At 67.5% G+C, this 20793-nt stretch carries 19 protein-coding genes; 11 read left to right on the top strand and 8 right to left on the bottom strand.

Features of this window, described 5'->3' with window-relative positions:
* Window positions 1-14 precede the first annotated feature (14 nt).
* Window positions 15-602 carry a UbiX family flavin prenyltransferase gene (locus tag EV659_RS08205; protein WP_132708393.1) on the top strand — a complete coding sequence of 196 codons (588 nt, stop codon included), beginning with the start codon at window positions 15-17 and terminating at the stop codon, window positions 600-602.
* Window positions 603-605: 3 nt separating this feature from the next.
* Window positions 606-1292 (top strand): TIGR02444 family protein, encoded by a 687-nt coding sequence (locus EV659_RS08200; protein WP_132708392.1) that lies wholly within the window; start codon window positions 606-608, stop codon window positions 1290-1292.
* A 150-nt stretch (window positions 1293-1442) separates the two neighbouring features.
* Here the strand turns inward: EV659_RS08200 and EV659_RS08195 are convergent, their stop codons facing one another.
* Together EV659_RS08195 and cysQ are read right to left on the bottom strand one after the other, a co-directional pair.
* Entirely contained in the window at window positions 1443-2072 is a 630-nt protein-coding gene (locus EV659_RS08195) for a Tll0287-like domain-containing protein (RefSeq protein WP_132708391.1), read from the bottom strand.
* A 255-nt stretch (window positions 2073-2327) separates the two neighbouring features.
* On the bottom strand, window positions 2328-3164 hold the full coding sequence (gene cysQ, locus EV659_RS08190) for a 3'(2'),5'-bisphosphate nucleotidase CysQ (protein ID WP_132708390.1): 837 nt from the start codon (window positions 3162-3164) through the stop codon (window positions 2328-2330).
* 181 nt (window positions 3165-3345) lie between these two features.
* Between cysQ and EV659_RS08185 the strand changes: the two genes are divergently transcribed.
* The 6 genes from EV659_RS08185 (at window position 3346) to EV659_RS08155 (ending at window position 10318) form a co-directional block, all read left to right on the top strand.
* Complete coding sequence (locus EV659_RS08185; RefSeq protein WP_132708389.1) at window positions 3346-3972, top strand: histidine phosphotransferase family protein; 627 nt, start codon at window positions 3346-3348, stop codon at window positions 3970-3972.
* Window positions 3973-4179: 207 nt separating this feature from the next.
* Window positions 4180-7293 (top strand): chemotaxis protein CheW, encoded by a 3114-nt coding sequence (locus tag EV659_RS08175; protein WP_200287903.1) that lies wholly within the window; start codon window positions 4180-4182, stop codon window positions 7291-7293.
* A complete protein-coding gene (locus EV659_RS08170) occupies window positions 7290-7793 on the top strand; it encodes a chemotaxis protein CheW (protein ID WP_132708388.1) in 504 nt (167 codons plus the stop codon). Before EV659_RS08175 ends, EV659_RS08170 begins: the two co-directional genes overlap by 4 nt.
* Before the next feature lie 74 nt (window positions 7794-7867).
* Window positions 7868-8233 (top strand): response regulator, encoded by a 366-nt coding sequence (locus EV659_RS08165; protein WP_132708387.1) that lies wholly within the window; start codon window positions 7868-7870, stop codon window positions 8231-8233.
* A gap of 85 nt (window positions 8234-8318) precedes the next feature.
* On the top strand, window positions 8319-9509 hold the full coding sequence (locus EV659_RS08160) for a protein-glutamate methylesterase/protein-glutamine glutaminase (RefSeq protein WP_132708386.1): 1191 nt from the start codon (window positions 8319-8321) through the stop codon (window positions 9507-9509).
* Window positions 9506-10318 (top strand): CheR family methyltransferase, encoded by an 813-nt coding sequence (locus EV659_RS08155; RefSeq protein WP_132708385.1) that lies wholly within the window; start codon window positions 9506-9508, stop codon window positions 10316-10318. Before EV659_RS08160 ends, EV659_RS08155 begins: the two co-directional genes overlap by 4 nt.
* Window positions 10319-10710: 392 nt before the next feature.
* Here the strand turns inward: EV659_RS08155 and ctrA are convergent, their stop codons facing one another.
* The gene (ctrA, locus tag EV659_RS08150; protein ID WP_132708384.1) at window positions 10711-11430 is read right to left on the bottom strand and encodes a response regulator transcription factor CtrA; all 720 of its coding nucleotides are present in this window, start codon (window positions 11428-11430) and stop codon (window positions 10711-10713) included.
* Between the two features lie 246 nt (window positions 11431-11676).
* Here ctrA and fliI point away from each other — a divergent pair, with 246 nt between their 5' ends.
* The 3 genes from fliI to EV659_RS08135 all read left to right on the top strand — a co-directional run bounded on the left by fliI (window position 11677) and on the right by EV659_RS08135 (window position 14907).
* Window positions 11677-13014 carry a flagellar protein export ATPase FliI gene (gene fliI, locus EV659_RS08145; protein ID WP_132708383.1) on the top strand — a complete coding sequence of 446 codons (1338 nt, stop codon included), beginning with the start codon at window positions 11677-11679 and terminating at the stop codon, window positions 13012-13014.
* Complete coding sequence (locus EV659_RS08140; protein WP_132708382.1) at window positions 13011-13448, top strand: flagellar FliJ family protein; 438 nt, start codon at window positions 13011-13013, stop codon at window positions 13446-13448. Before fliI ends, EV659_RS08140 begins: the two co-directional genes overlap by 4 nt.
* Before the next feature lie 67 nt (window positions 13449-13515).
* Window positions 13516-14907 carry an aminotransferase gene (locus EV659_RS08135; protein ID WP_132708381.1) on the top strand — a complete coding sequence of 464 codons (1392 nt, stop codon included), beginning with the start codon at window positions 13516-13518 and terminating at the stop codon, window positions 14905-14907.
* Between the two features lie 51 nt (window positions 14908-14958).
* Here the strand turns inward: EV659_RS08135 and EV659_RS08130 are convergent, their stop codons facing one another.
* The 5 genes from EV659_RS08130 to flhA all read right to left on the bottom strand — a co-directional run bounded on the left by EV659_RS08130 (window position 14959) and on the right by flhA (window position 20793).
* Window positions 14959-15963: a DMT family transporter gene (locus EV659_RS08130; RefSeq protein WP_165878794.1), complete on the bottom strand. Its 1005-nt coding sequence runs from the start codon at window positions 15961-15963 to the stop codon at window positions 14959-14961.
* Between the two features lie 259 nt (window positions 15964-16222).
* A complete protein-coding gene (locus tag EV659_RS08125) occupies window positions 16223-16744 on the bottom strand; it encodes a hypothetical protein (protein WP_132708379.1) in 522 nt (173 codons plus the stop codon).
* 8 nt (window positions 16745-16752) lie between these two features.
* Entirely contained in the window at window positions 16753-17550 is a 798-nt protein-coding gene (locus tag EV659_RS08120) for a nucleotide-binding protein (RefSeq protein WP_132708378.1), read from the bottom strand.
* Window positions 17550-18596: a flagellar biosynthesis protein FlhF gene (locus tag EV659_RS08115; protein ID WP_132708377.1), complete on the bottom strand. Its 1047-nt coding sequence runs from the start codon at window positions 18594-18596 to the stop codon at window positions 17550-17552. The genes EV659_RS08120 and EV659_RS08115 overlap by 1 nt, the downstream gene beginning before the upstream one ends.
* Window positions 18597-18642: 46 nt before the next feature.
* Entirely contained in the window at window positions 18643-20793 is a 2151-nt protein-coding gene (gene flhA / locus EV659_RS08110) for a flagellar biosynthesis protein FlhA (protein WP_132708376.1), read from the bottom strand.

Genomic DNA, 20793 nt, shown 5'->3' with positions numbered 1-20793 from the left:
AGAAAGGGCTGACAATGCGATTGATCATCGGCATCGGTGGCGCGAGCGGCGCGCTCTATGGCATCCGGCTGTTGGAGGTGCTGCGCGACGCCCCGGAGGTGGAAACCCATCTGGTCATGTCCAAGACCGCGCGCATGAATGTCGGCCTCGAGACCGACTGGCCGCTGGCCGAGGTCGAGGCGCTCGCCGATGTGGTGCACAAGAACACCGATATCGCGGCGTCGGTGGCCAGCGGGTCGTTCCGCACCGACGGCATGATCGTTGCCGCCTGTTCGATGAAGAACCTGGCCGGCATCGTCCACGGCCTGGCCGACGACCTGCTGACCCGCGCTGCCGACGTGGTGCTGAAGGAACGCCGCCGGCTGGTGCTGATGCCGCGCGAAACGCCGTTGCATCTGGGGCATTGCGAGGCCATGGCGGCGGCGTGCCGGCTCGGCGCCATCGTCGCCCCGCCGATGCCGGCGCTCTACGCTCGACCGGCCAGCATCGACGCCATGGTGACCCAGACGGCGGTGCGGGTCTTGGACCTGTTCGACCTGGACTTGGGGCTGGCCGAGCGGTGGGTCGGCGCGGCCCGGGGCACCGTGCGCGACGCCGGTTGAGCGATGGCTGAGGTATCCGGTCCCCCGCCCGACAGCGCCTTGCCGGCGCCGCCTGACGATCCCGGGGCGGCCGCCTTCTGGGCGTTCTCGCTGGCGCTCTATGGCCGGCCGGGGGTGGCCGAACTCTGCCTGACGCTCCAGGACGAGGCCGGTGTCGACGTCAATCCGTTGCTGCTGTGCTGCTGGCTTGGTGCCGAACGGGGGGTGCGGCTCGGCGACCGGGCGCTCGCCGATCTGCTGGCGGCGACCGAAGCCTGGCGGCGCGAGGTGGTGATCCCGGTGCGCACCGCGCGGCGTCGCGCCCGGGATTGGCGGGACCGCTCGGCCGGCGGCGCCGCCGCTTATGCCGCCCTGAAACGGACCGAATTGATTCTCGAGCAGGCCGAACAGGGCGACCTCGCCCGGCTCGGCGCCGCTCTGGACGCCGCCGGCGAACCGCGCCGATCGCCGCCGACGGCGGTCGAGGCCCGGGCGGCCGCGCGGCACAATCTGGGCGTTTATGGCCGGGTGGCGGGGCTGGGCCCGGGGTTCGCCGAGGCCATGGTGCCGCTGGCCAGGGCGGCCGCCAATGTGGCCGCTGGCGATGCGTCAGCGCCTGGCCCGGGCGACGCCTCCGGGGACGCCCCCGACGGCAAGCCTGGCGACGGCTCCGCCGGTGGGGATCGGGATGCGGGCGCGGCCGGCGATTAAGCCCGTTGTCGATGACCGCGGCTTGTGTTGCGGTCACCGCACCGCCCGCACCGCCCGCACCGCCCGCACCGCCCGCACACCGGGCGACACGGCGCTTCTGCGTCGATCGATGGCCGCGTACCCGGTTGGCGCCGTCGGCTGCGGGGTGCCTCAGTCCTCGGCGTCGAGCGGGATCGACACCGTGAAGGCGCCGCGCAGGTCGCCGACCGCGAAGCCGGTGGCGCGGTCTTGGGGATAGGTCTCGTCGATGGCCGCCTGGACCTCCGGCGTCAGGTCGGCGCCATGGCAGTTGAGGCACAGCGGCTTGGTGGGGATGCCCTTCATATAACGGAAATGGCGGCCGTCGTCGCCGTCGACCACGGCCGCTTTTTCCAGCGTGGCAATCGGGGTGCCGGCCTCGGCGGCGGCGAGAAAGGCGTCCAGCACCTCGGTTTCCCATTCGTCGGGGAGGTTGTTCGGGTTGCGCACCTTGTGGCTGGTGCGGCCCACCGAGAGGTTTTGACGGGCGCTGGTCTCGTCGGCGATGCGCGGCGCGATGGTGTGGCACACGTCGATGGCGTGGACCGGCCCTTCGGCCTCGATGGCGGCCTTGAGTTCCTGCACCAGTTGTCCGCCGAGGGTCTTGATCGCCGTGCGCGCCCGCGCTTCAAGGGCAGCGGTGTCGGCTGCGGCGGCGGCCGGCTCGGCCTCGTCGGTCGCGGCATGGGCGGCGCATGGCAGCGCGGCGGCAAGGCTCAGGGCGGCGCCCAAGAGGCGCAGGCAAGGGGTTGGACCCGGCATGATGGCTCTCCCAATTCATGATCGTGTGTGGGGCGGCCAAGACACCGGCACGCGCCGGCTCTCGCCGTTCACGTTATAGTGTATCATTCACGCCGCCATGGGCCCAAAACTTGCCGCTTTCGACAAGCATTTGGCGCAAACGCGGTCTTGGTGGAGCGGCCAGGGGGCACCCGACGCGTCGGTCGGCTGCCTTGATGGCGGCGTTTTGCCGCTTGGAGGGGGCGCGGACGTCGTGGTCGTCCGGCGCCCGGCCGGTCAGCTTGCGGCCAGCACCGCGTCGGGCGCCGGCGGCGGGGGTGCGTCGCCGTCTCCCCAGGCGACGAAGAAGCCGTTGCGAAAGCCCGGCTTGGCATAGGCCAGCGGTTGTCCGGCGGCGTCGATCACCGCGCCGCCCGCCGCCCGCAGCACGGCGTCGCCGGCGGCGGTATCCCATTCCATGGTCGGGCCCAGACGGGGGTAGATGTCGGCGCTGCCCTCGGCGACCAGGCAGAATTTCAGCGACGAGCCGACCGAGACGCAATCGGCCTTGGGGTAGTGGGTCAGATAGGCTTCGGTTTCAGGGGTCCGGTGCGACCGGCTGGCGACCACCTTGATGGCGGCGGCGTCGACGGGCTGGGGGCGGGCCTTGAGCGGTTGGCGCGCGCCCGGCTGGCCGTCGTCGACCCGGGCGAAGGCGGCGCCGGTCTCGGTGCTGCCCAGATAAAGCCGGCCGTCGGCGGGCGCGTAGACGAGGCCCAAGACCGGCTGCCGGGCGCGGACCAACGCCACGTTGACGGTAAAGTCGGTACCGCCGCGGATGAACTCCTTGGTGCCGTCGAGCGGGTCGACCAGCCAGAAGTCGCCGGTGGCAGCGTCGGGCACGCCTTCGCTGGACGCGCGTTCCTCGGCGACCACCAGGGCGCCGGGCGCGATGTCGGCCAGGGCGCGCAGCAGAATGTCTTCGGCCCGGCGGTCGGCTTCGGTCACTGGCGAGGCGTCTTGCTTTTGGTCCACGTCGATGCCCTCGGCGCGCACCGCCAGCGTCGCAGCACCGGCGGCGATCACGGGGGCGACCAGTTGGTCGAGCAGGGCACGAAGGTCGGCGGCGGTCATAAACTGTCTCCGATGCGGCAGGAACCGGCGTTGCGGCAGGATGTTCACCGCTAGCTACGGGGTCGCCCTGTGTCAATCGCGGCGGGCTTCGTTTCGTCTTGTCGGCGCTCCGGCTTGGGAATGATCGCTTGAAGCCGGGCAGGGGCTATGTCATGGCTAGTGGTCGTGGGAGATTGCCGCGATGAAAGACACCGATTTGGCTGCGCTGTTGTGTTCGAAGCTTTGTCACGACTTGGTAAGCCCGGTCGGGGCACTGTCCAATGGCGTCGAACTCCTGTCGGAAGACGGTCAGGATGCCAGCATGGTGGAGCAGGTGGTGCCGCTGCTGGAGAGCAGCGCGCAGCAGACCGCCAATCGTCTGCATTTCTTCCGTCTCGCCTTCGGGGCCGGCGCCGCCTTCGGGGCCCGGATCGATGCGCGGGAAGTGCAGGCCACGCTCGACCGGTTGTTCGCTGGCAGTAAGGTTGATCTGGTCTGGCAGCTTGATTGGGCGACGATCGAGAAGGATCAGGCCAAGATCCTGCTCAACCTGGCGATCATCGCGGGCGAGGGCCTGCTGCGCGGCGGCCGCCTGACGATCCGCGGACGCGAAGCCGCGGCGAGCCTGACCATCGAGGCGGAAGGCGCGCGCGTGCTGATCGCGCCGGCGAGCCGTGCCGCCATCGAACGCGGCCAGGCGCCGTCGCTGGAGGACGCCCGCGCCGCGCCGGCTTATCTGGCCCGTCGAATCGCCGACGAGATCGGCGCGCGTCTGGATATGGTCGAGCCCGCCGACGGTCGCATCGCCTTCACGGTGACCGTGCTCTAGCCCGGTCCCCGGCCTATGCTGGCGCCGGAGCCGAGCCGGTCGCCGCCCATGGCCGCGGCGGGTCGAACCGCCGCTTCCGCCGCTGAGAAACGGTCGCGTGGCGTATCGGTATTTTACATCATCTTAACCTGTTTTCCCCACAAAGAGCGTCCGATGTAAGCGAGTCCGGGGCGGTCCTGCGTGACTCAGACGGTAAGAGGGTGCGTGATGGATGATCTGCTAAACGAGTTTCTCACCGAGACCGCAGAGAGCCTTGAGGTGGTCGACGTCGAGCTCGTGAAACTGGAGCAAGACCCCGAAAACGCGGACGTTTTGGATAATATCTTCCGGCTCGTCCATACCATCAAGGGGACCTGCGGCTTTCTCGGTTTGCCGCGGCTCGAAACGGTGGCCCACGCGTCCGAGAACGTGCTTGGTAAATTCCGTGACAAGGAATTGACAGTCACGCGGGAAGCGATCACCGTCGTGCTGCAAAGCCTGGACCGGATCAAGGAGATCTTGGCGGAGCTTGAGGCGAGCGCCCAGGAGCCGGCCGGCAGTGACGATGATCTGGTCGCCAAGCTCAACAGTATTGCCGACGGCAAGGCGCCCGAAGCGGCTCCGGCGCCGGCCAAGGACGCAAAGTCCGCCCCCCAAGCCGGCGCGCCGAAAGGCGACGAAGCGGTGGATCCGACGCTCGGGCGCGAGTTGAAGCCGGGCGAAGTGAGTTTGGACGAGTTGGAACGGGCGTTCCTGGAGGCCGAGGGGCCTGAGGACGTGCCCGCGCCGTCGACCGCATTGACCGAGACCCGCCCCGGCGACGCGTCGCAGGGCGCGGTCAGCTTGTTCGATCGCGCCGGCGGGGCCGACTCGGTCTCGGTGGCTGCACACCTTCTGGCGCAGCGGATCGGCCGCTATTCGGCACTGGCCGAATTCTTCGAGGATGTGCCCGAAGATGTGCGGAAGGCCAAGTTCACCGGCCTGCTGACCGCGCTGCTGAAGGAAGACGAGAAGGCGGCGGAGAATGTGGGCAAGGGGCTGGTGACGCGGCCCGGTTTCGAGGATCGCAATTTCGACGCTCTGTCGACGCTGGTGAAGGACGTACTGGAGGAGATCCAACTCGACGCCGACACCCGCGACGACGCGGTGATGGCGCTTGAACTGGTGCGCGACCCGATCAAGGCGGGCAGCGACAAGCACGCCAAGCCCAGCGCCACCCAGGCTGCGCCGGCCGGTCAGGCGCGCCAGGCGGGCGGCGAGAAGAAGGGCCAGAACCAATCGATCCGGGTGTCGCTCGACCTGCTTGAAGACCTGATGAACATGGTCTCGGAATTGGTCCTGACCCGAAACCAATTGCTGCAGTTGGTGCGCAACCAGGAAGACAGCGATTTCGCGATCCCAATTCAGCGATTGAGCCAGACCACCAGTGAGTTGCAGGAAGGCGTCATGAAGACGCGCATGCAGCCGATCGGCAATGCCTGGTCGAAGCTGCCGCGGATCGTGCGCGACCTGAGCGTCGATCTGGACAAGAAGATCGACCTGCAGATGAAGGGAGCCGAGACCGAGCTCGACCGTCAGGTGCTTGAACTGATCAAGGACCCGCTCACCCACATGGTGCGCAACTCGGCCGACCACGGCATCGAGAGCCCGGCCGAACGGGTCGCCGCCGGCAAGTCCGAGACCGGCACCATCCATCTCAACGCCTTCCACGAAGGCGGCCATATCATCATCGAGATCAGCGATGATGGCGGAGGGATCTCGGTCGAGAAGGTGCGCAAGAAGGTCCTGGAAAAGGGTCTGGCCAGCGAAGCCGAACTGGAGGACATGACCGACGGTCAGATCCAGAAATTCGTCTTCCATGCCGGCTTTTCCACCGCCGCTCAGGTGACCAACGTGTCGGGCCGCGGCGTCGGCATGGACGTGGTGCGTACCAACATCGAAAAGATCGGCGGCACCATCGACATGACGTCGGTGGAGGGCAAGGGCAGCACGTTCCAGATCAAGATCCCGCTGACGCTGGCCATCGTCGCCGCGATGATCGTCGAGTCCGCTGGCGAGCGGTTCGCGATCCCGCAGATCTCGGTGCTCGAACTGGTGCGTGCCAATGAGGGCTCGGAACACCGGATCGAGCGGATCAAGGACAGCCCGGTGCTGCGCCTGCGCAACCGGCTGCTGCCGCTGGTCTATCTCAACGAGGTCCTGGGCTTCACCACGCGCGCCGAGATCGAAGCGCGCGAAAACCCCGACGATTTCGTGGTGATCACCCAGGTCGGCGCGTTCACCTTCGGCCTGGTGGTCGACCAGGTGTTCGACACCGAGGAAATCGTCGTCAAGCCGGTGGCGCCGATCCTCAAGGATTTGGACATCTATTCGGGCAACACGATCCTGGGCGACGGCAGCGTGATCATGATCCTGGACCCCAATGGGGTTGCCAATCACGCCAGCGCCCATCTGGGCGACACCGGCGAGGTGCAGGCCCAGCAGGAGGAGGCTGCCGTGCTCGACGCTGCCGACCAGATCAGTGACAAGGAAAGCCTGCTGGTGTTCCGCGCCGGGTCGGCCGGGCAGAAGGCGGTGCCCTTGTCGCTGGTGGCGCGGCTTGAGGACATCGAGCGCGCCGAGGTCGAGGAGTCCGACGGCCAGTTCATGGTCCAGTATCGGGGTGCACTGATGCCCGTCGTGCTGGTCGAGGGACTGTCCAAGTTGGTCGACGATGGCCGCCAGCCGGTGCTCGTGTTCACCGACGGCGACTACACCATGGGCCTGGCGGTCGACGAGATCCTCGACATCGTCGAAGAGGATCTGGACATCAAGTTGGCCTCCAACCATGCCGGCATGGTCGGCAGCGCGATCATCAACGGCCACGCCACCGAATTGATCGATGTGGGCTATTATCTGGGCAAGGCGTTTTCGGATTGGCTGCGGTCGCGCGACACCATGGAAGACGCGCCGCCGGCCAAGCAGACCCGGCTGTTGCTGATCGACGACAGCGCCTTTTTCCGCAACATGCTCAAGCCGCTGCTGCAGGTGGCCGGCTATCGGGTCAAGGCGGTGGACCGCGCCAGCCAGGCGCTGGAGCTGCGCGAGGCTGGCGAGCGCTTCGACCTGATCGTGTCGGACATCGACATGCCCGAGATGGACGGCTTCGAGTTCGCCCAGATCGTCAAGAGCGGCGGCCTTTGGGCCCATGTGCCGCTGATCGCCCTGTCGAGCTATGCCAGCCCCAAGCATCTTGAGCGCGGGCGCAAGGTGGGCTTCGACGACTATATCGCCAAGTTCGACCGCGACGCCCTGCTGCACAGCCTGTCGCAACAGCTCAAACTCCACGGAGACGCGGCATGACCACCGGCCGAGATACGCTTCCCACCACCACGACACGCGGCGGTCTGTCGGTGGTCAGCAACGCCGCCCAGGAGTATGTCACCGTGCGTCTGGCCGGCCAGCTTCTGGGCATCCCGGTGCTCAGCGTGCACGATGTGCTCGGCGCGCAGAAGCTGACCCGGATTCCGCTGGCGCCCAAATGGGTCGCCGGCGTGCTCAACCTGCGCGGCCGGATCGTCACGGCGATCAATCTGCGCCAGCGCCTGGGGCTTGAGTTGCGCGAAGACAGCAGCAAAGATATGTCGGTGGTGGTCGAACACAACGAGGAGTCCTACAGCCTGCAGATCGACAATGTAGGCGAGGTGCTGACGTTGAACGACGCCGATATGGAGAAGAATCCGGTGACATTGGACCCCCGTTGGCGTGAGATTTCTCGCGGCATCTTCCGTCTTGAGGCCGAACTTCTCGTGATCATGGACGTCGAAAAGCTGTTCAACTTCGAATCGGCAGCCGCGGCCTGACCCCGTCCCAAGGGATGGGGCTGGCGCGCGACCCTGGTGTGTGAGGCCGCGGGCGGCCAACGCGAGGAGGCGTAATGAAAACCTGTCTGGTCGTGGATGACTCGAAAGTCATCCGAACCGTGGCACGCCGTATTCTCGAAGAACTGGCGTTCGAGATCACCGAGGCCGAAGATGGCCGTCAGGCGCTTGCCGCCTGCGACGCCAGCGTGCCCGATCTGGTGTTGCTGGATTGGAACATGCCGGTGATGGACGGCTTGGAATTCCTGAAGGCGCTCCGGGCGCGCGAAGGGATCGCCCAGCCGGTGATCGTGTTCTGTACCACCGAAAACGATATGAGCCACATCCGCGTCGCCATGGAAGCCGGGGCCAATGAATACATCATGAAGCCGTTCGACCGGGAGATCATGGAAGCCAAATTGTCCCAGGTCGGTCTGCTTTGACCTGGGTCTTCCTGGATTGATCGCTGTGCCAACTACGACTCCCAGCACGTCAGACGCGGCGTCCGAGCCTGGCCCGTATCGGGTCATGGTGGTTGACGACAGCGCGGTGATTCGCGGCTTTCTGACCCGTTTTCTCGAAGAGGATCCGAAGGTCAAGGTGGTGGCGTCCGCCGCCAATGGCGAGATGGCGGTGCGCAACATCAAGCGCTCCGGCGCCGAAGTGGTGTTGCTGGATATCGAAATGCCGCAGATGGACGGCATGACGGCACTGCCCAAGCTGCTCGCCGAGGTGCCCGACCTGCGCATCGTGATGGCGTCGACGCTGACCAAGCACAATGCCGAGATCACGCTGCGCGCCTTGCGGGCCGGGGCTGTGGACTATGTGCCCAAGCCCGAGTCCAACCGCGAGGTCAACGCCAATGTGGATTTCCGCCGCGAGATCGTCGAGAAGGTCCGCGCTTATGCATCGGCCCGGCGCAAGGACCGGGGCGAACCGCTGCCCGACGAGGGCCGCACGCCAAGCAGCTTTCGCGGCCGCGGTCCGGCCTCGTTCGTGCGCAGCGCCGGTCGCGGTTCGAGCCCTGCCGCCGCCCGTCCAGCCGCCCGGCCCGGGGCGACGCCGGCGGGTGTGCGCAGCGAGGTGGTCGACCGGTCCAAGCCGGTGGAACTGCGCGGCGCGTCGCGTCAGCGACCGACGATTCTGGCGATCGGTGCGTCGACCGGCGGACCGCAAGCGCTGATCAAACTGTTCGACGACTTCAAGATCGCGCGCACCGTCCCGGTGCTGATCGTTCAGCACATGCCGGCGACGTTCACCAGCATCCTGGCCGACCATCTTGGGCGCGCCAGCGGTATGCCGACGCGCGAGGCGACGCAGAGCGGGCCCAATCGGGTGGTTGCCGGCGAAATCCTGGTGGCGCCGGGCAATTATCACATGGTGGTGCGTCAGGACGGCACGTCGGTGGTCGCCGAATGCAACCAGGACCCCCCCGAGAATTTCTGCCGCCCGGCGGTCGATCCCATGTTCCGGTCGGTCGCCCGGGTCTATGGTGACCGGGCGCTGGGTTTGGTTCTGACCGGCATGGGGCACGACGGCCTGCGCGGCGCGCGCGAGTTGGTCAATGCCGGCGGCACACTGTTCGCCCAGGACGAGGCAAGCAGTGTCGTCTGGGGCATGCCCGGGGCGGTCGCGACGGCGGGGCTGTGCCACAAGGTGCTGCCCTTGGCGGAGATGCAGACCGCCTTGTCGCGTTTTATTGAAAGGGCACCGGCATGAAGACCGCGGACTTTGAGTTTCTGGCCAAGATGTTGAGCGAGCGGTCCGGCCTTATGTTGACGCCCGACAAGGTCTATCTGCTGGAGAGCCGGTTGACGCCGCTGGCGCGGCGGCTCGGGCTCAATGGGCTCGACGACTTGATCCAGCGCCTGCGCACCCGCGGTGACGAGCAGCTCAAGCGCGACGTCACCAACGCCATGACCACCAACGAATCGTTCTTCTTCCGCGATCAGACGCCGTTCAAGCTGTTCGATGAGGTGGTGTTGCCGGCGATGGCCCAGGGGCGGGCGCGGGAGAAGCGCGTCCGCATCTGGTGCGCCGCCGGGTCGACCGGCCAGGAACCGTATTCGCTGGCGATGATGCTCAAGGAACGCCAGCACAAATGGGCCGGCTGGACCTTCGAGATCCTGTCCACGGATATCGCCGATCATGTGCTCGCCAAGGCCAAGGCCGGTCGCTACAGCCAGTTCGAGGTGCAGCGCGGGCTGCCGATCCAACTGCTGATGAAGTATTTCGATCAGGAAGGCGAGAGCTGGCTTCTCAAGCCCGAGATCCGCAACATGGTGCAGTTCCGCAACTTCAATCTGTTGGACCGGTTCTCCGGGCTCGGGCGGTTTGACGTGGTGTTCTGCCGTAACGTGTTGATTTACTTCGACACCACGCGCAAGGCGGAGACCTTGGAGAAGATCCACGGCACCATGCCGTCGGACGGATTCTTGTTCCTTGGCGCCGCGGAAACCGTGCTGGGCATTACCGAACGGTTCCGCCCGGTCAAGGGCCAACGCGGGCTCTACAGCCCCGCGTCCTGACGCGAGCCGCCGCCGACGGGATCGGTGGCGACGCGCCGCGGCATGGGCGCCCCGTGCGTTGCACTCGCCCGCCGCCCTGGTCTGTGGCACCCGCCCGGCGACCCGGCGCGCAGCCGATGGCGGATAACGCGGCGACTGGCTGGGGGCCTTCTTTGCAGTCGACCCTTGTCGCGGCCCTGCCCGGGTGGCAGCGCGTGGCCGCAGCGACACACGGACCGCCGGCGCGGCCGGCTAAACCGGCCCGATCCGATCGCCCGATCACAGGTGGCAGATGGTCCCCGGCGCCCTTGGGGGGACCAGATCGCGCCGGCGCCATTGGGGGGGCGGGGCAGGCCGGGCTGGTCGCATTCGACCGCCGGGGCCGGCAGCCAGGAGCGGCCAGAGTGGGCCGATCAGGCTTGGGCGGCCTCGTCAAGCATGGCAGCGTCGTCGGTCGCGTTCGGATCGCGCAGCACATAGCCGCGCCCCCACACGGTTTCGATATAATTGATGCCGTCGGTGGCTGCCGACAGCTTTTTGCGCAGCTTGCAGATGAACACGTCGATGATCTTGAGCTCGGGTTCGTCGATGCCGCCGTAGAGATGGTTGAGGAACATCTCCTTGGTCAGGGTCGTCCCTTTGCGCAGGCTGAGCAGCTCCAGCATGGCGTACTCCTTGCCGGTCAAGTGCACCCGCTGGCTGTCGACCTCCACCGTTTTGGTGTCGAGATTGACGCTCAGCTTGCCGGTGCGGATGACCGATTGGGAATGCCCCTTGGAGCGCCGCACGATGGCGTGGATGCGCGCCACCAGCTCTTCTTTGTGAAACGGTTTTGTCAAATAATCGTCAGCACCGAACCCCAGCCCCTTAACCTTGTGGTCCATTTCGTTCAGGCCGGACAGGATCAGGATCGGGGTATTGACCTTGGACATGCGGAGCTTGCGCAACACGTCGTAGCCGTGCATGTCCGGCAGGTTCAGATCGAGCAGAATAATGTCGTAGTCATATAGCTTTCCCAGATCGAGCCCCTCTTCGCCCAGATCCGTCGCATAGACATTGAATCCCTCGGCGGACAGCATCAATTCGATGCTCTTGGCGGTCGTCGGATCGTCTTCCACCAGCAACACACGCATGGTCGTGCTCCGTTGGCTGTCTCGACGCGCAGCGCCCGGGATCGAAAGCCGGGATGTCGTCATCGTCAATTAATATTTACCTAGCATGTTAATAAATAGCCGGACAGCTTGGCAAGACTTTCTTGCGGCGTCTCAGCATTTAGAGAGGATTAACCGTCTCGGTGCAGGGTATGCTGCGGAGAAACATGCCCGCGGGTCTGCATGGTAGCAGGCCGGCGGCTGGATCGGTGGAGATGCGCAGCGGCGATGACATCGCGATTGGATCTTCTGGCCCGCGACGTGGCGGCCTTGACGCCGGTGCGCACCTTCGGTCGGGTCGCCAGTGTGCAGGGCCTGCTGGTGGAAATCCGCGGCGCCGAACGTGCGCTGTCGGTGGGCAGCCGGGTCGAGATCGAGGCCCGCGACGGCCAGGTGATCCCGGCCGAGGTGGTCGGCTTCAAGGATGATCGCGCGGTCGCCATGCCCTATGCCGGGCTCGACGGCGTCGGCGTCGGCTGCCGGGCGTTCGTGCTCGACACCCAGCAGGCGATCCTGCCGTCGCCGGCCTGGCTCGGCCGGGTGATCGACGGGCTCGCGCGGCCGGTCGACGGTGCCGGGCCATTGGCGCGCGGCGACGTGGCGTTCCCGCTGCGCCGCCAGCCACCGCGCGCCAGCGACCGCCAGCGGGTCGGCGCCAAGCTCGATCTGGGCGTGCGGGTACTCAACACCTTCACCAGCTGTTGCCGCGGTCAGCGCATGGGCATCTTCGCGGGCTCGGGCGTCGGCAAGTCGGTGCTGTTGTCGATGCTGGCGCGCTACACCCGCGCCGATGTGATCGTGCTCGGCCTGATCGGCGAGCGCGGCCGCGAGTTGCAGGAGTTTCTGGAGGACGATCTGGGCCCGGAGGGGCTCAAACGCAGCGTCGTGGTGGTGGCGACTTCGGACGAGCCGGCGTTGATGCGCCGCCAGGCGGCCTATACCACCATGGCGGTGGCCGAGTATTTCCGCGACCAGGGCCATGAGGTGCTGTGTCTGATGGACAGCGTCACCCGGTTCGCCATGGCCCAACGCGAGATCGGCCTGGCGGGCGGCGAGCCGCCGGCGTCCAAGGGCTATACCCCGACGGTGTTTTCCGAACTGCCGCGGCTGTTGGAACGCGCCGGCCCGGGCGTCCCCGGCACCGGCAACATCACCGGCCTGTTCACCGTGCTGGTCGAGGGCGACGACCATAACGAGCCGGTCGCCGACGCGGTGCGCGGCATCCTCGACGGCCATATCGTCATGGATCGCAAGATCGCCGAGCGCGGCCGCTATCCGGCGATCAACGTGCTGCGCTCGGTGTCGCGGACCATGCCGGCGTGCAACACCGACGAGGAAAACCAGCTGGTGCGGGCTGCGCGCCGGCTGTTGTCGGACTATGACGATATGGAGGAACTGATCCGGCTCGGCGCCTATCGCCGGGGCAGCAATGCCGATGTGGACCGGGCGATCGACCTCTATCCGGCACTCGACGCGTTTCTCGGCCAGTCGAAGGACGAGGGCACGCCTCTTGACGAGGGCTATCGCCGGCTGGCCCAGATCCTCGCCGGCCAGGCGGCGGCATGAAGCGCACCCTGCGCCAACTGATCCGGCTGAGCCGCCAGCAGCTTGACGAAAAGCGCCGCGAACAGGCGGAGATCTACGCCCGGATCGACCAGGCGCAGGGGCAGTCCGAGGCGCTGGCGCAGCAGATGGCCGACGAGGCGGTGTTCGCCCAAGCCGACACCATGGCGCGCATGGCCTATCCCGCCTTCGCCCGCGCCGCCATGGACCGGCGCGCCGCCCTCGCCGAGCGGGTCGCCGCCCTGGAGCGCGAGGCCGAGGCCAAGGCCGAAGAAATCCGCCAGATCTTCGAAGAGGCCAAGCGCTACGAGATCATGCTCGACCGCCAGGAGGACGCGGCCAAGCGCGCCGCCGACCGGGCCGAACAGGCGGACCTGGACGAAATCGGTCTGACCCGTCACGATCCGGCGGCCGGACCGCTGGCCCCGGACCCTTGAGCCGAGACTACTTTTCCAGGCCGGGCGCCGATCCCGGCCCGCAGACCCAACGCGCAGGAGACCATGAATGGCGCAGGATTCCGCCGCCGACACCCGGCAGCAGCAACTCAATCTGATCAAGCAGGCGGACCTGACCCACCACCTGCACCCGTTCACCGACGACAATGCGCTCAAGCAGCACGGGCCGCTGGTGGTCACGGCGGCCAAGGGCACCCGGCTGTTCGTCGAGACCGGGATACAATTGCTCGACATGGTCGCCGGGCTCGGCTGCGTGAACATCGGCTATGGGCGCGAGGACATGGCCGAGCGCGCCGCCCAGGTGGTCGGCGAGTTGAGTTTCTACCATACCTTCCAGGGGGCCACGAACCCCTACACGGCGGTGCTGGCCAAGAAGCTGTCCGAGATGACACCCGGTCATCTCAACAAGAGCTTCTTCACCAATTCGGGCTCCGAGGCCAATGAGACGATCGTCAAGCTGGCGCGCGCCTATTGGCGGCTCAAGGGCAAGCCCGAAAAGATCCAGGTGGTGGCGCGCGAATACGCCTATCACGGCTCGACCCTGATGACCGCCAGCCTCAACGGCCTGCCGGCCATGCACCAGGCCTATGGTCTGCCGCTCGACGGCGTGCACCACATCCCGTCGACCGCCTGGTATCGCAATGGCGGCGACCAAAGCCCCGAAGACTTCGCGCTCACCTGCGCGCGCGCGCTCGAAGCCAAGGTGGAGCGCATCGGCGCCGACCGCATCGGCTTGCTGTTCGTCGAGCCGGTGCAGGTGGGCGCCGGCGTGGTGTTCTCGTCGCCGGCCTATTGGGCGGAATTGCAGCGCATCGCCAAAGCCCACGACATTCTGATCGCGGTCGACGAGACGGTCACCGGCTTCGGCCGCATGGGCGAGTGGGTCTATCACCCCAAGCTCGGGATCGAGGCCGATTTCGTTTGTCTGGCCAAGGGCATGTCGTCGGGCTATCAGCCCGTGGGCGCGGCGATGGTCGCCGACCATGTGGCCGAGGTGCTGGCCGAGGGCGGCGTCACCCAACACGGCTTCACCACCTCGGGCCACCCGGTGGTCGCCGGCCTGTGCCTCAAGAACATCGAGATCCTGGCCCAGGAATACCTGCTCGACACGGTACGCGAGAGCTTGGGCCCGCGCTTCCAGGACCGGCTGCAAAGCCTGGCCGACCATCCGCTGGTCGGCGAGGTACGCGGCGAGGGCCTGGCCGCCGGCATCGAACTGGTCGCCGACAAGGCGACGCGCCGGCAATATCCGCTCGACCAGGGGGTGTGCGGTCAGATCAGCAACGCCGCGCTCATGCAGGGCGTGGTGGTGCGCCCGGTGGGCAACGCGCTGGTGCTGTGCCCGCCCCTGGTGGTCAATGACGCCGAGATCGAACACACGGTCAGCGTGCTCGAAAGTGCGCTCGACGAGGTCCACGGCCGCTTGACCGGCGGCGACTGATCGGGCTTCGGTGGCTCGCGGGGCTTCTGTGGCTCAGGGGGCTCCGCAGGCTCAGGAGGCCTGGCGGTCTTTGGGGGCGGCGGGGTTGGCAAGCGGCGCCGGTGTCGTGCCGCCGCCGTCCGCGCCGTCCTGCCGGGCGGTGTCCGGGGCGGTGTTCGGGGCGGTGTTGCGGGTTTGCCGCAACCGCCGGGTCGGTCGCTTGATCAGCAGATTGCCCAGCAGCACCAGCGCGATGCCGGCGAAGCCGGTGGCGTGCCAGGTATAGCCCTCGAACAGGGTCGAGATCAGCAGGGCGACCAGCGGCGTCATCACCGCCACATAGCCGGCGCGCGCCAAGCCCTCGCGCTGCACCAGCACCAGATACATGGTGAAGGTCAGCACCGAGCCGGCGATCACCAGATAGGCATAGGACAGGAGATAGGCGGGGCTGGTGTCGATCACCGGCGGCCCCTTCCAGATCAGCGCGGCGAGCGCCATCGCCCCGCCGCCATAGAGCATCGCCCAGGCATTGAGCGCCAGACCGGGCACCCGGCGGGTGCGCTCGGCGGCCAGGAGCGTGTTGCCGGTGGACGCCAGATAGCCCGCCACCAGGATCAGCGCCAGCCCGACCAGCGTGTCGTCGGCAAGCGAAAAGGCGCTCACCTCGCGCCAGAACAGCAGCACCACCCCGCCCAGGCCGGCGCCCGCCCCCGCCGCCGTGGCGCCGGAGATCCGCTGGCCCAGATAAAGCCGGCCATTGACCAGGTTGAACACCGACAAGGCGGAAAACGCCACCGCCACCAGGCCCGAGGTCAGATAGCCGGTGCCCAGATAGACGAACAGATAATTGGCCGAGAACAGAAACAGCCCGACGGCGGCGAACAGCGCGTGGTCGGCCGGGCGCCAGGTCAGCCGCACCCGACGGGCCAGGCAAACGCCCATCAAGATCAGCCCGGCGCCGGCGAAGCGATAGGCCACCGACCAGGCTTGCGGCACGGCCCCCAACTGGAATTCGATCGCGTACCAGGTGGAGCCCCAGATGAGCGAGCAGGCGACAAACAGCAGGGCGTTGACCATGACGGCTCCGGGGCGGACGGGCGACGACGGGACGGTCAGCCTTGCCCCTCTTCCCGTCCGATAGAGGGGGGGAACGGACGACAGCGTGGGATGCGGCTCGTGGCGGTGCAACCCAGCGTGACGCTGCCGCGTCGGTCCGGGGCGGCGGCGCCCAGGCCGGCGCGGCGCGTCCAAAGGCGCCGACGCCATGGCGCCGAGGCCGCCGGGTCGGTCTTAGACCGCCGAACCGGCGGTCACAAGCGGGGAAACGCTGCCGGTTTCAGCCTTCGAGGGCCGCCGCGGCGCCGGGCGCCGGCCCCGGAACCGTGCCGTGCCAACCGGGTTGACGGTCTTCCACGCGTACTTCCGCGCGCACGCCCGGGCCGGTTTCGGCGGCGAGGCGCACGTGCAGATAGCGCGGCAGCACGGCGTCGGCCAGGTCGGCGGCGATGGTCGCGGCCAGGCGGTGCAGGTCGACGGCGCCGGTCGTCGCCTCCGCGCACAACGCCACGCCATAGGCGTCGAGGCTCGCCGGGTCGAGCACCAGGCGCGCCGGCACATAGACCAGATCGGCCTCGGCCGGCGCGGTGAGCGCGCCGAGCGGCAGCGACAGGGTCAGTGCCACCGAACAGGCATGGCCGCCGAGCGGGCTTGCCCCGGTGGTCAGATGAGCGCGCCGGGCCTTCAGGTGCGGGTCGTGCAGCGGCGGATGTCCGAACGCCGCCGGGCGGTCGTCGTCCGCCGGTTCGGGGTCCGCCGGTTCGGGGGCGTCGTCGCGGTCGTCCTGGTCGAACCGGGCCATCGGGGGGCTCAGGCCGGGACGCCGCTGCGCAGGCCGCGCGCGAGTTCGACCACCGAGGCGCCGCCGACCGAATTGGGGTGGCGGGTCAGGATCGGCGTCTGGTGGCGGATCGCGTCGCGCACCTTGTTGTCGAACTTGACCACCCCGGCCAAGGGCGGCGAGATCTTCAGGAAGCCCTGGCAGGCGCGGCGGATCGCCTCGTACATCCGCTCGCCTTCCTTTTGCGAACTGGCGGCGTTGACCACGATGCGGATGTCGGCATCGGGCAGGCGCATGGTCAGCATCTTGATGAACGCATAGGCGTCGGTCAGCGATGTCGGGTCGGGGGTCATCACCACCAGGATGATGCCGCGATGCTGGGACAGCACCAGCACCGAATTGTCGACCCCGGCGGCCATGTCCAGCACCACCCGGTCATACTGGTTGGCGGCCTGGATCAACTGGCTGCGCACGCTGAGCAGCCGTTCGCGCGACATGGCGCCCAAGGCGCCCGAGCCCGACTTGCCGGCCAGGATGTCGAAGCCGCCATTGCCGGCGCGCGCGCCGTCGTTGAACGGCGTCACCGCCGAGCCGATGTCCTGGGCGCCGTTGATGATGTGGCCGATGTCGTAGCGCGGCATCAGGCCCAACTGGATGTCCACATTGGCCAGGCCGAGGTCGCCATCGAACAACAACACGCGCTCGCTCTGTTCGGCAAGCGCTTGGGTGAGGGTCACGGAGAACCACGTCTTGCCCACACCGCCCTTGCCCGAGGCGACGGTGATCAGCTTCTTCTCAGGCGTCAGTTGCTGCTGCACGGCGGTCATCAAGCGATCCGCTCCGGTTTCTTGTCAGGATAGGCGGAAAAGGGCAGGGCCGCAAGCAAACGCGCCAGGGCCATGTAGCTCGGAGTCTCCACCCCATCAGCCACATAGGGCGAGCGGGAGACGCCTGCAAGCGCCAACGGTCCGGCGCGCGCCGCCGACAGCACGCTGGCGAAGCGCCGCGCCGTGTCGAGCCGCGTGACGATCAGCCGCCGGGCGCCCATGGAGGCGAACACCTCGCTGACGTCGGCGGCGTCCTGCGGGTCGAGCCCGGCGGCCATCAGCGCCACCGGCTCGGCCTGCGACGCGCGCACCAGCCGGGCCAGGTCGTGCAACTCCTCGATATTGAAGGGATTGGTGCCAGTGGTGTCGATCAGCGTCAAGTCGGCCTCCTCGCGCGCCTTTGCGGCGGCGTGGCGCAGCGACGCCTCGTCGAGCGCCAGCACCAACTCGATCTGCATCAGGTCGGCCAGGCGGCCCAACTGCTCGATGCCGCCCGACTTGACCGCGTCGGACGAGATCAGGCGCACGGTCTTGCCGTTGAGCCGTGCCTCGGCGGCCAGCTTGGCGCAGGTGATGCTTTTGCCGACCCCGGGCGCGCCGACCAGCATGATCGGCGTTTCCTGGGCCAGCGCCATGGGCGACACCGGGATCACCGTTTCGAGCGCCAGCGCCAGCGCCTCGACCAGCGAGGCGGCGTCGTTGGCGGTGGCGGCCTCCTGCAAGCGTGCGGCCAGTTCGTAGGGCACGCCGTGATGGCTGAAGATCGCGGTCAATTCGGCGGTGTCGTAATAGCGCTCGGTGGTGCCGAATTCGGTGCGCGCGGTCAGGTCGCCGGCGGCACCGTCGGCGCCGGGGATCGACACCGTGTGGGTGCCGGTCTCGCTGCCGCCGCCGCCATAGCCGCCGCCCTCGGCCGCGGCGGTGACGCGCACGCCCGATTTGTCGTTCTGGTCGATCGACACGATGATCGCGTCGGGGCCCATCTCGGTGCGCACCCGCGTCATCACGTCGGACATGGTCCGGGCGTTGAAGGTCTTGAGCCTCATGGGCGCGCCCTACGACAGCGGGGCGACGGCGGGAAGCATGGATACATCAGACTTGCCCCAGCGTGCGGATTTTGGCCTTGGGGTGGATTTCGGCCTGCGACAGCACCACGGTCGCGGGTCGGAACCGCTCGACGATCGAGCGGACATAGGGCCGCACGCCCGGGCTGGTCAGCAGCGCCGGGCTCTCGCCCTGGTTGGCGGCATTGTCGAACGCCTGGCGTACGGCGCCGATGAATTCCTGCACCTTGCTCGGCGGCATGGACAATTGCTTGTCCTCGCCCGGGCCGGTGAGGTTCTCGGCGAACGCCTGTTCCCACTGCGGCGACAGCATCAACAGCGGGATAAAGCCTTGCGGGCCGGCATTGTCGTGGCTGATCTGGCGGGCCAGCCGGGCGCGCACATGCTCGGCCATCATCACCGCGGAATTGGTGAAGCTGGTGGCCTCGGCAATGCCTTCCAGGATCGTCGGCAGGTCGCGGATCGACACCCGTTCGCCCAACAGCGTCTGCAACACCCGCTGCACGCCGGCCACGGTGACCGTGGTCGGGATCATGTCCTCGACCAGCTTCTGGTGTTCGCGCGGCAGGTCGTCCAGCAGCTTCTGGGTTTCGGCATAGGACAACAGCTCGGGCATATTGTCCTTGACGATCTCGGTCAGATGGGTGGTCACCACTGTGGCGGCGTCGACCGCCGTGTAGCCGCGGAAATTGGCTTCCTCGCGCATGGTGCCGTCGACCCAGGTGGCGGGCAGGCCGAATGCCGGTTCGGTGGTCGTCTCGCCCGGCAGCGCCACCTGCTGGCCGGTCGGGTCCATGACCAGCAGCATGCCCGGCTTGACCTGGCCGTCGCCGACCACCGCTTCCTTGATCTTCAAAAGATAGGTGTTGGGGTCCAGGTTCATATTATCGAGGATGCGCACCGAGGGCATGACGAAGCCGTAGTCGCTGGCCAGTTGCCGGCGCAGCGCCTTGATCTGATCGGTCAGCCGGAAGCCCTGTTCCTCGTTGATCAGCGGCAACAGCCCATAGCCCAGTTCGAGCCGCACCTGGTCGAGCGCCAGCGCGGTGGTGATCGGCTCTTCTTTCGGGGCCGCAGGTTCGAGCGCCTGCGCCGCCTCGGCCGCCACCGTCTCGGCTTCTTGGGTCTGGGTGCGCTTGTGGATCACCCAGGCGCCGTAGGCCAGGCCGCCGCCCAGGGTCACGAACGGCACGAACGGCAGGCCGGGCAGCAGGCCGAGCGCCAGGATCATCCCCGATGCGATGGCCACCCCCTTGGGGTAGTTGGACAATTGCTGGACCAGCGCCTGGTCGGTGTGGCCGTCGACGCCCGCCTTGGTGACCAGGATGCCGGCCGCGATCGAGATCATGATCGCCGGGATCTGGGTGACCAGCCCGTCGCCGACGGTCAGGATGGTGTAGCGGCTGGTCGCCTCGCCGAAGCTCAGATCGTTCATCACCACGCCGATGACGATGCCGCCGACGATGTTGATCAAGGTGATCAGGATGCCGGCCATGGCGTCGCCGCGGACGAACTTGGACGCGCCGTCCATGGCGCCGAAGAAGGTCGCCTCCTGCTGCAATTCCTCGCGCCGCTGGCGCGCTTGTTCCTCGTCGATCAGGCCGGCGGACATGTCGGCGTCGATCGCCATCTGCTTGCCCGGCATGCCGTCGAGGGTGAAGCGCGCCGCCACCTCGGCGACCCGGGTCGCCCCCTTGGTGACCACCATCAGGTTGATGATCACCAGGATCGCGAACGCGATGATGCCCAGCACCACATTGCCGCTCATCAGGAACATGCCGAACGACTGGATCACCTGGCCGGCGGCGTCGGTGCCTTCGTGGCCCTTGCCCAGGATCAGCTTGGTGGACGCCACGTTGAGCGCCAGGCGGATCAGGGTGGCGACCAGCAGCATCACCGGAAACGCCGACAATTCGGTGGATTTGCGGATGAACAGGGTCTGCATGAGGATCAGCACCGACAGCGTGAACGAGCCGGTCAGCGCGAAGTCCAGCAGCCAACTGGGCATCGGCAGGATCATGATCACCAGGATCACCACCAGCCCCACCGGTACCATCACCTCGGTGTTGGACAGGTTGCGGACCAGCTTGCCCAGATCGACCGACGGCGCGCGCCGGCCGCCGCCTTGGGCGTCGGTGCCGGCCTGGGCCGGGGCGTTGTCGCCCGCTGCGTCACTCAT

This window comes from Rhodothalassium salexigens DSM 2132 (assembly GCF_004341375.1).
Lineage (GTDB): Bacteria > Pseudomonadota > Alphaproteobacteria > Sphingomonadales > Rhodothalassiaceae > Rhodothalassium > Rhodothalassium salexigens.
This window is presented reverse-complemented; position numbering and strand designations above follow the sequence as displayed.

Bases quoted from the DNA above. Each gene is read 5' to 3' on its own strand.
- EV659_RS08185 (WP_132708389.1), top strand. From the start codon at position 3,346: ATGAAAGACACCGATTTGGCTGCGCTGTTGTGTTCGAAGCTTTGTCAC.
- EV659_RS08205 (WP_132708393.1), top strand. From the start codon at position 15: ATGCGATTGATCATCGGCATCGGTGGCGCGAGCGGCGCGCTCTATGGC.
- EV659_RS08160 (WP_132708386.1), top strand. From the start codon at position 8,319: ATGGTGGTTGACGACAGCGCGGTGATTCGCGGCTTTCTGACCCGTTTT.
- ctrA (WP_132708384.1), bottom strand. From the start codon at position 11,430: ATGCGTGTGTTGCTGGTGGAAGACGATCCGACGACCGCCAAGAGCATC.
- EV659_RS08170 (WP_132708388.1), top strand. From the start codon at position 7,290: ATGACCACCGGCCGAGATACGCTTCCCACCACCACGACACGCGGCGGT.
- EV659_RS08115 (WP_132708377.1), bottom strand. From the start codon at position 18,596: ATGAGGCTCAAGACCTTCAACGCCCGGACCATGTCCGACGTGATGACG.
- EV659_RS08200 (WP_132708392.1), top strand. From the start codon at position 606: ATGGCTGAGGTATCCGGTCCCCCGCCCGACAGCGCCTTGCCGGCGCCG.
- fliI (WP_132708383.1), top strand. From the start codon at position 11,677: ATGACATCGCGATTGGATCTTCTGGCCCGCGACGTGGCGGCCTTGACG.
- EV659_RS08130 (WP_165878794.1), bottom strand. From the start codon at position 15,963: ATGGTCAACGCCCTGCTGTTTGTCGCCTGCTCGCTCATCTGGGGCTCC.
- EV659_RS08120 (WP_132708378.1), bottom strand. From the start codon at position 17,550: ATGACCGCCGTGCAGCAGCAACTGACGCCTGAGAAGAAGCTGATCACC.
- cysQ (WP_132708390.1), bottom strand. From the start codon at position 3,164: ATGACCGCCGCCGACCTTCGTGCCCTGCTCGACCAACTGGTCGCCCCC.
- EV659_RS08165 (WP_132708387.1), top strand. From the start codon at position 7,868: ATGAAAACCTGTCTGGTCGTGGATGACTCGAAAGTCATCCGAACCGTG.
- EV659_RS08195 (WP_132708391.1), bottom strand. From the start codon at position 2,072: ATGCCGGGTCCAACCCCTTGCCTGCGCCTCTTGGGCGCCGCCCTGAGC.
- EV659_RS08175 (WP_200287903.1), top strand. From the start codon at position 4,180: ATGGATGATCTGCTAAACGAGTTTCTCACCGAGACCGCAGAGAGCCTT.
- flhA (WP_132708376.1), bottom strand. From the start codon at position 20,793: ATGAGTGACGCAGCGGGCGACAACGCCCCGGCCCAGGCCGGCACCGAC.
- EV659_RS08125 (WP_132708379.1), bottom strand. From the start codon at position 16,744: ATGGCCCGGTTCGACCAGGACGACCGCGACGACGCCCCCGAACCGGCG.
- EV659_RS08140 (WP_132708382.1), top strand. From the start codon at position 13,011: ATGAAGCGCACCCTGCGCCAACTGATCCGGCTGAGCCGCCAGCAGCTT.
- EV659_RS08135 (WP_132708381.1), top strand. From the start codon at position 13,516: ATGGCGCAGGATTCCGCCGCCGACACCCGGCAGCAGCAACTCAATCTG.
- EV659_RS08155 (WP_132708385.1), top strand. From the start codon at position 9,506: ATGAAGACCGCGGACTTTGAGTTTCTGGCCAAGATGTTGAGCGAGCGG.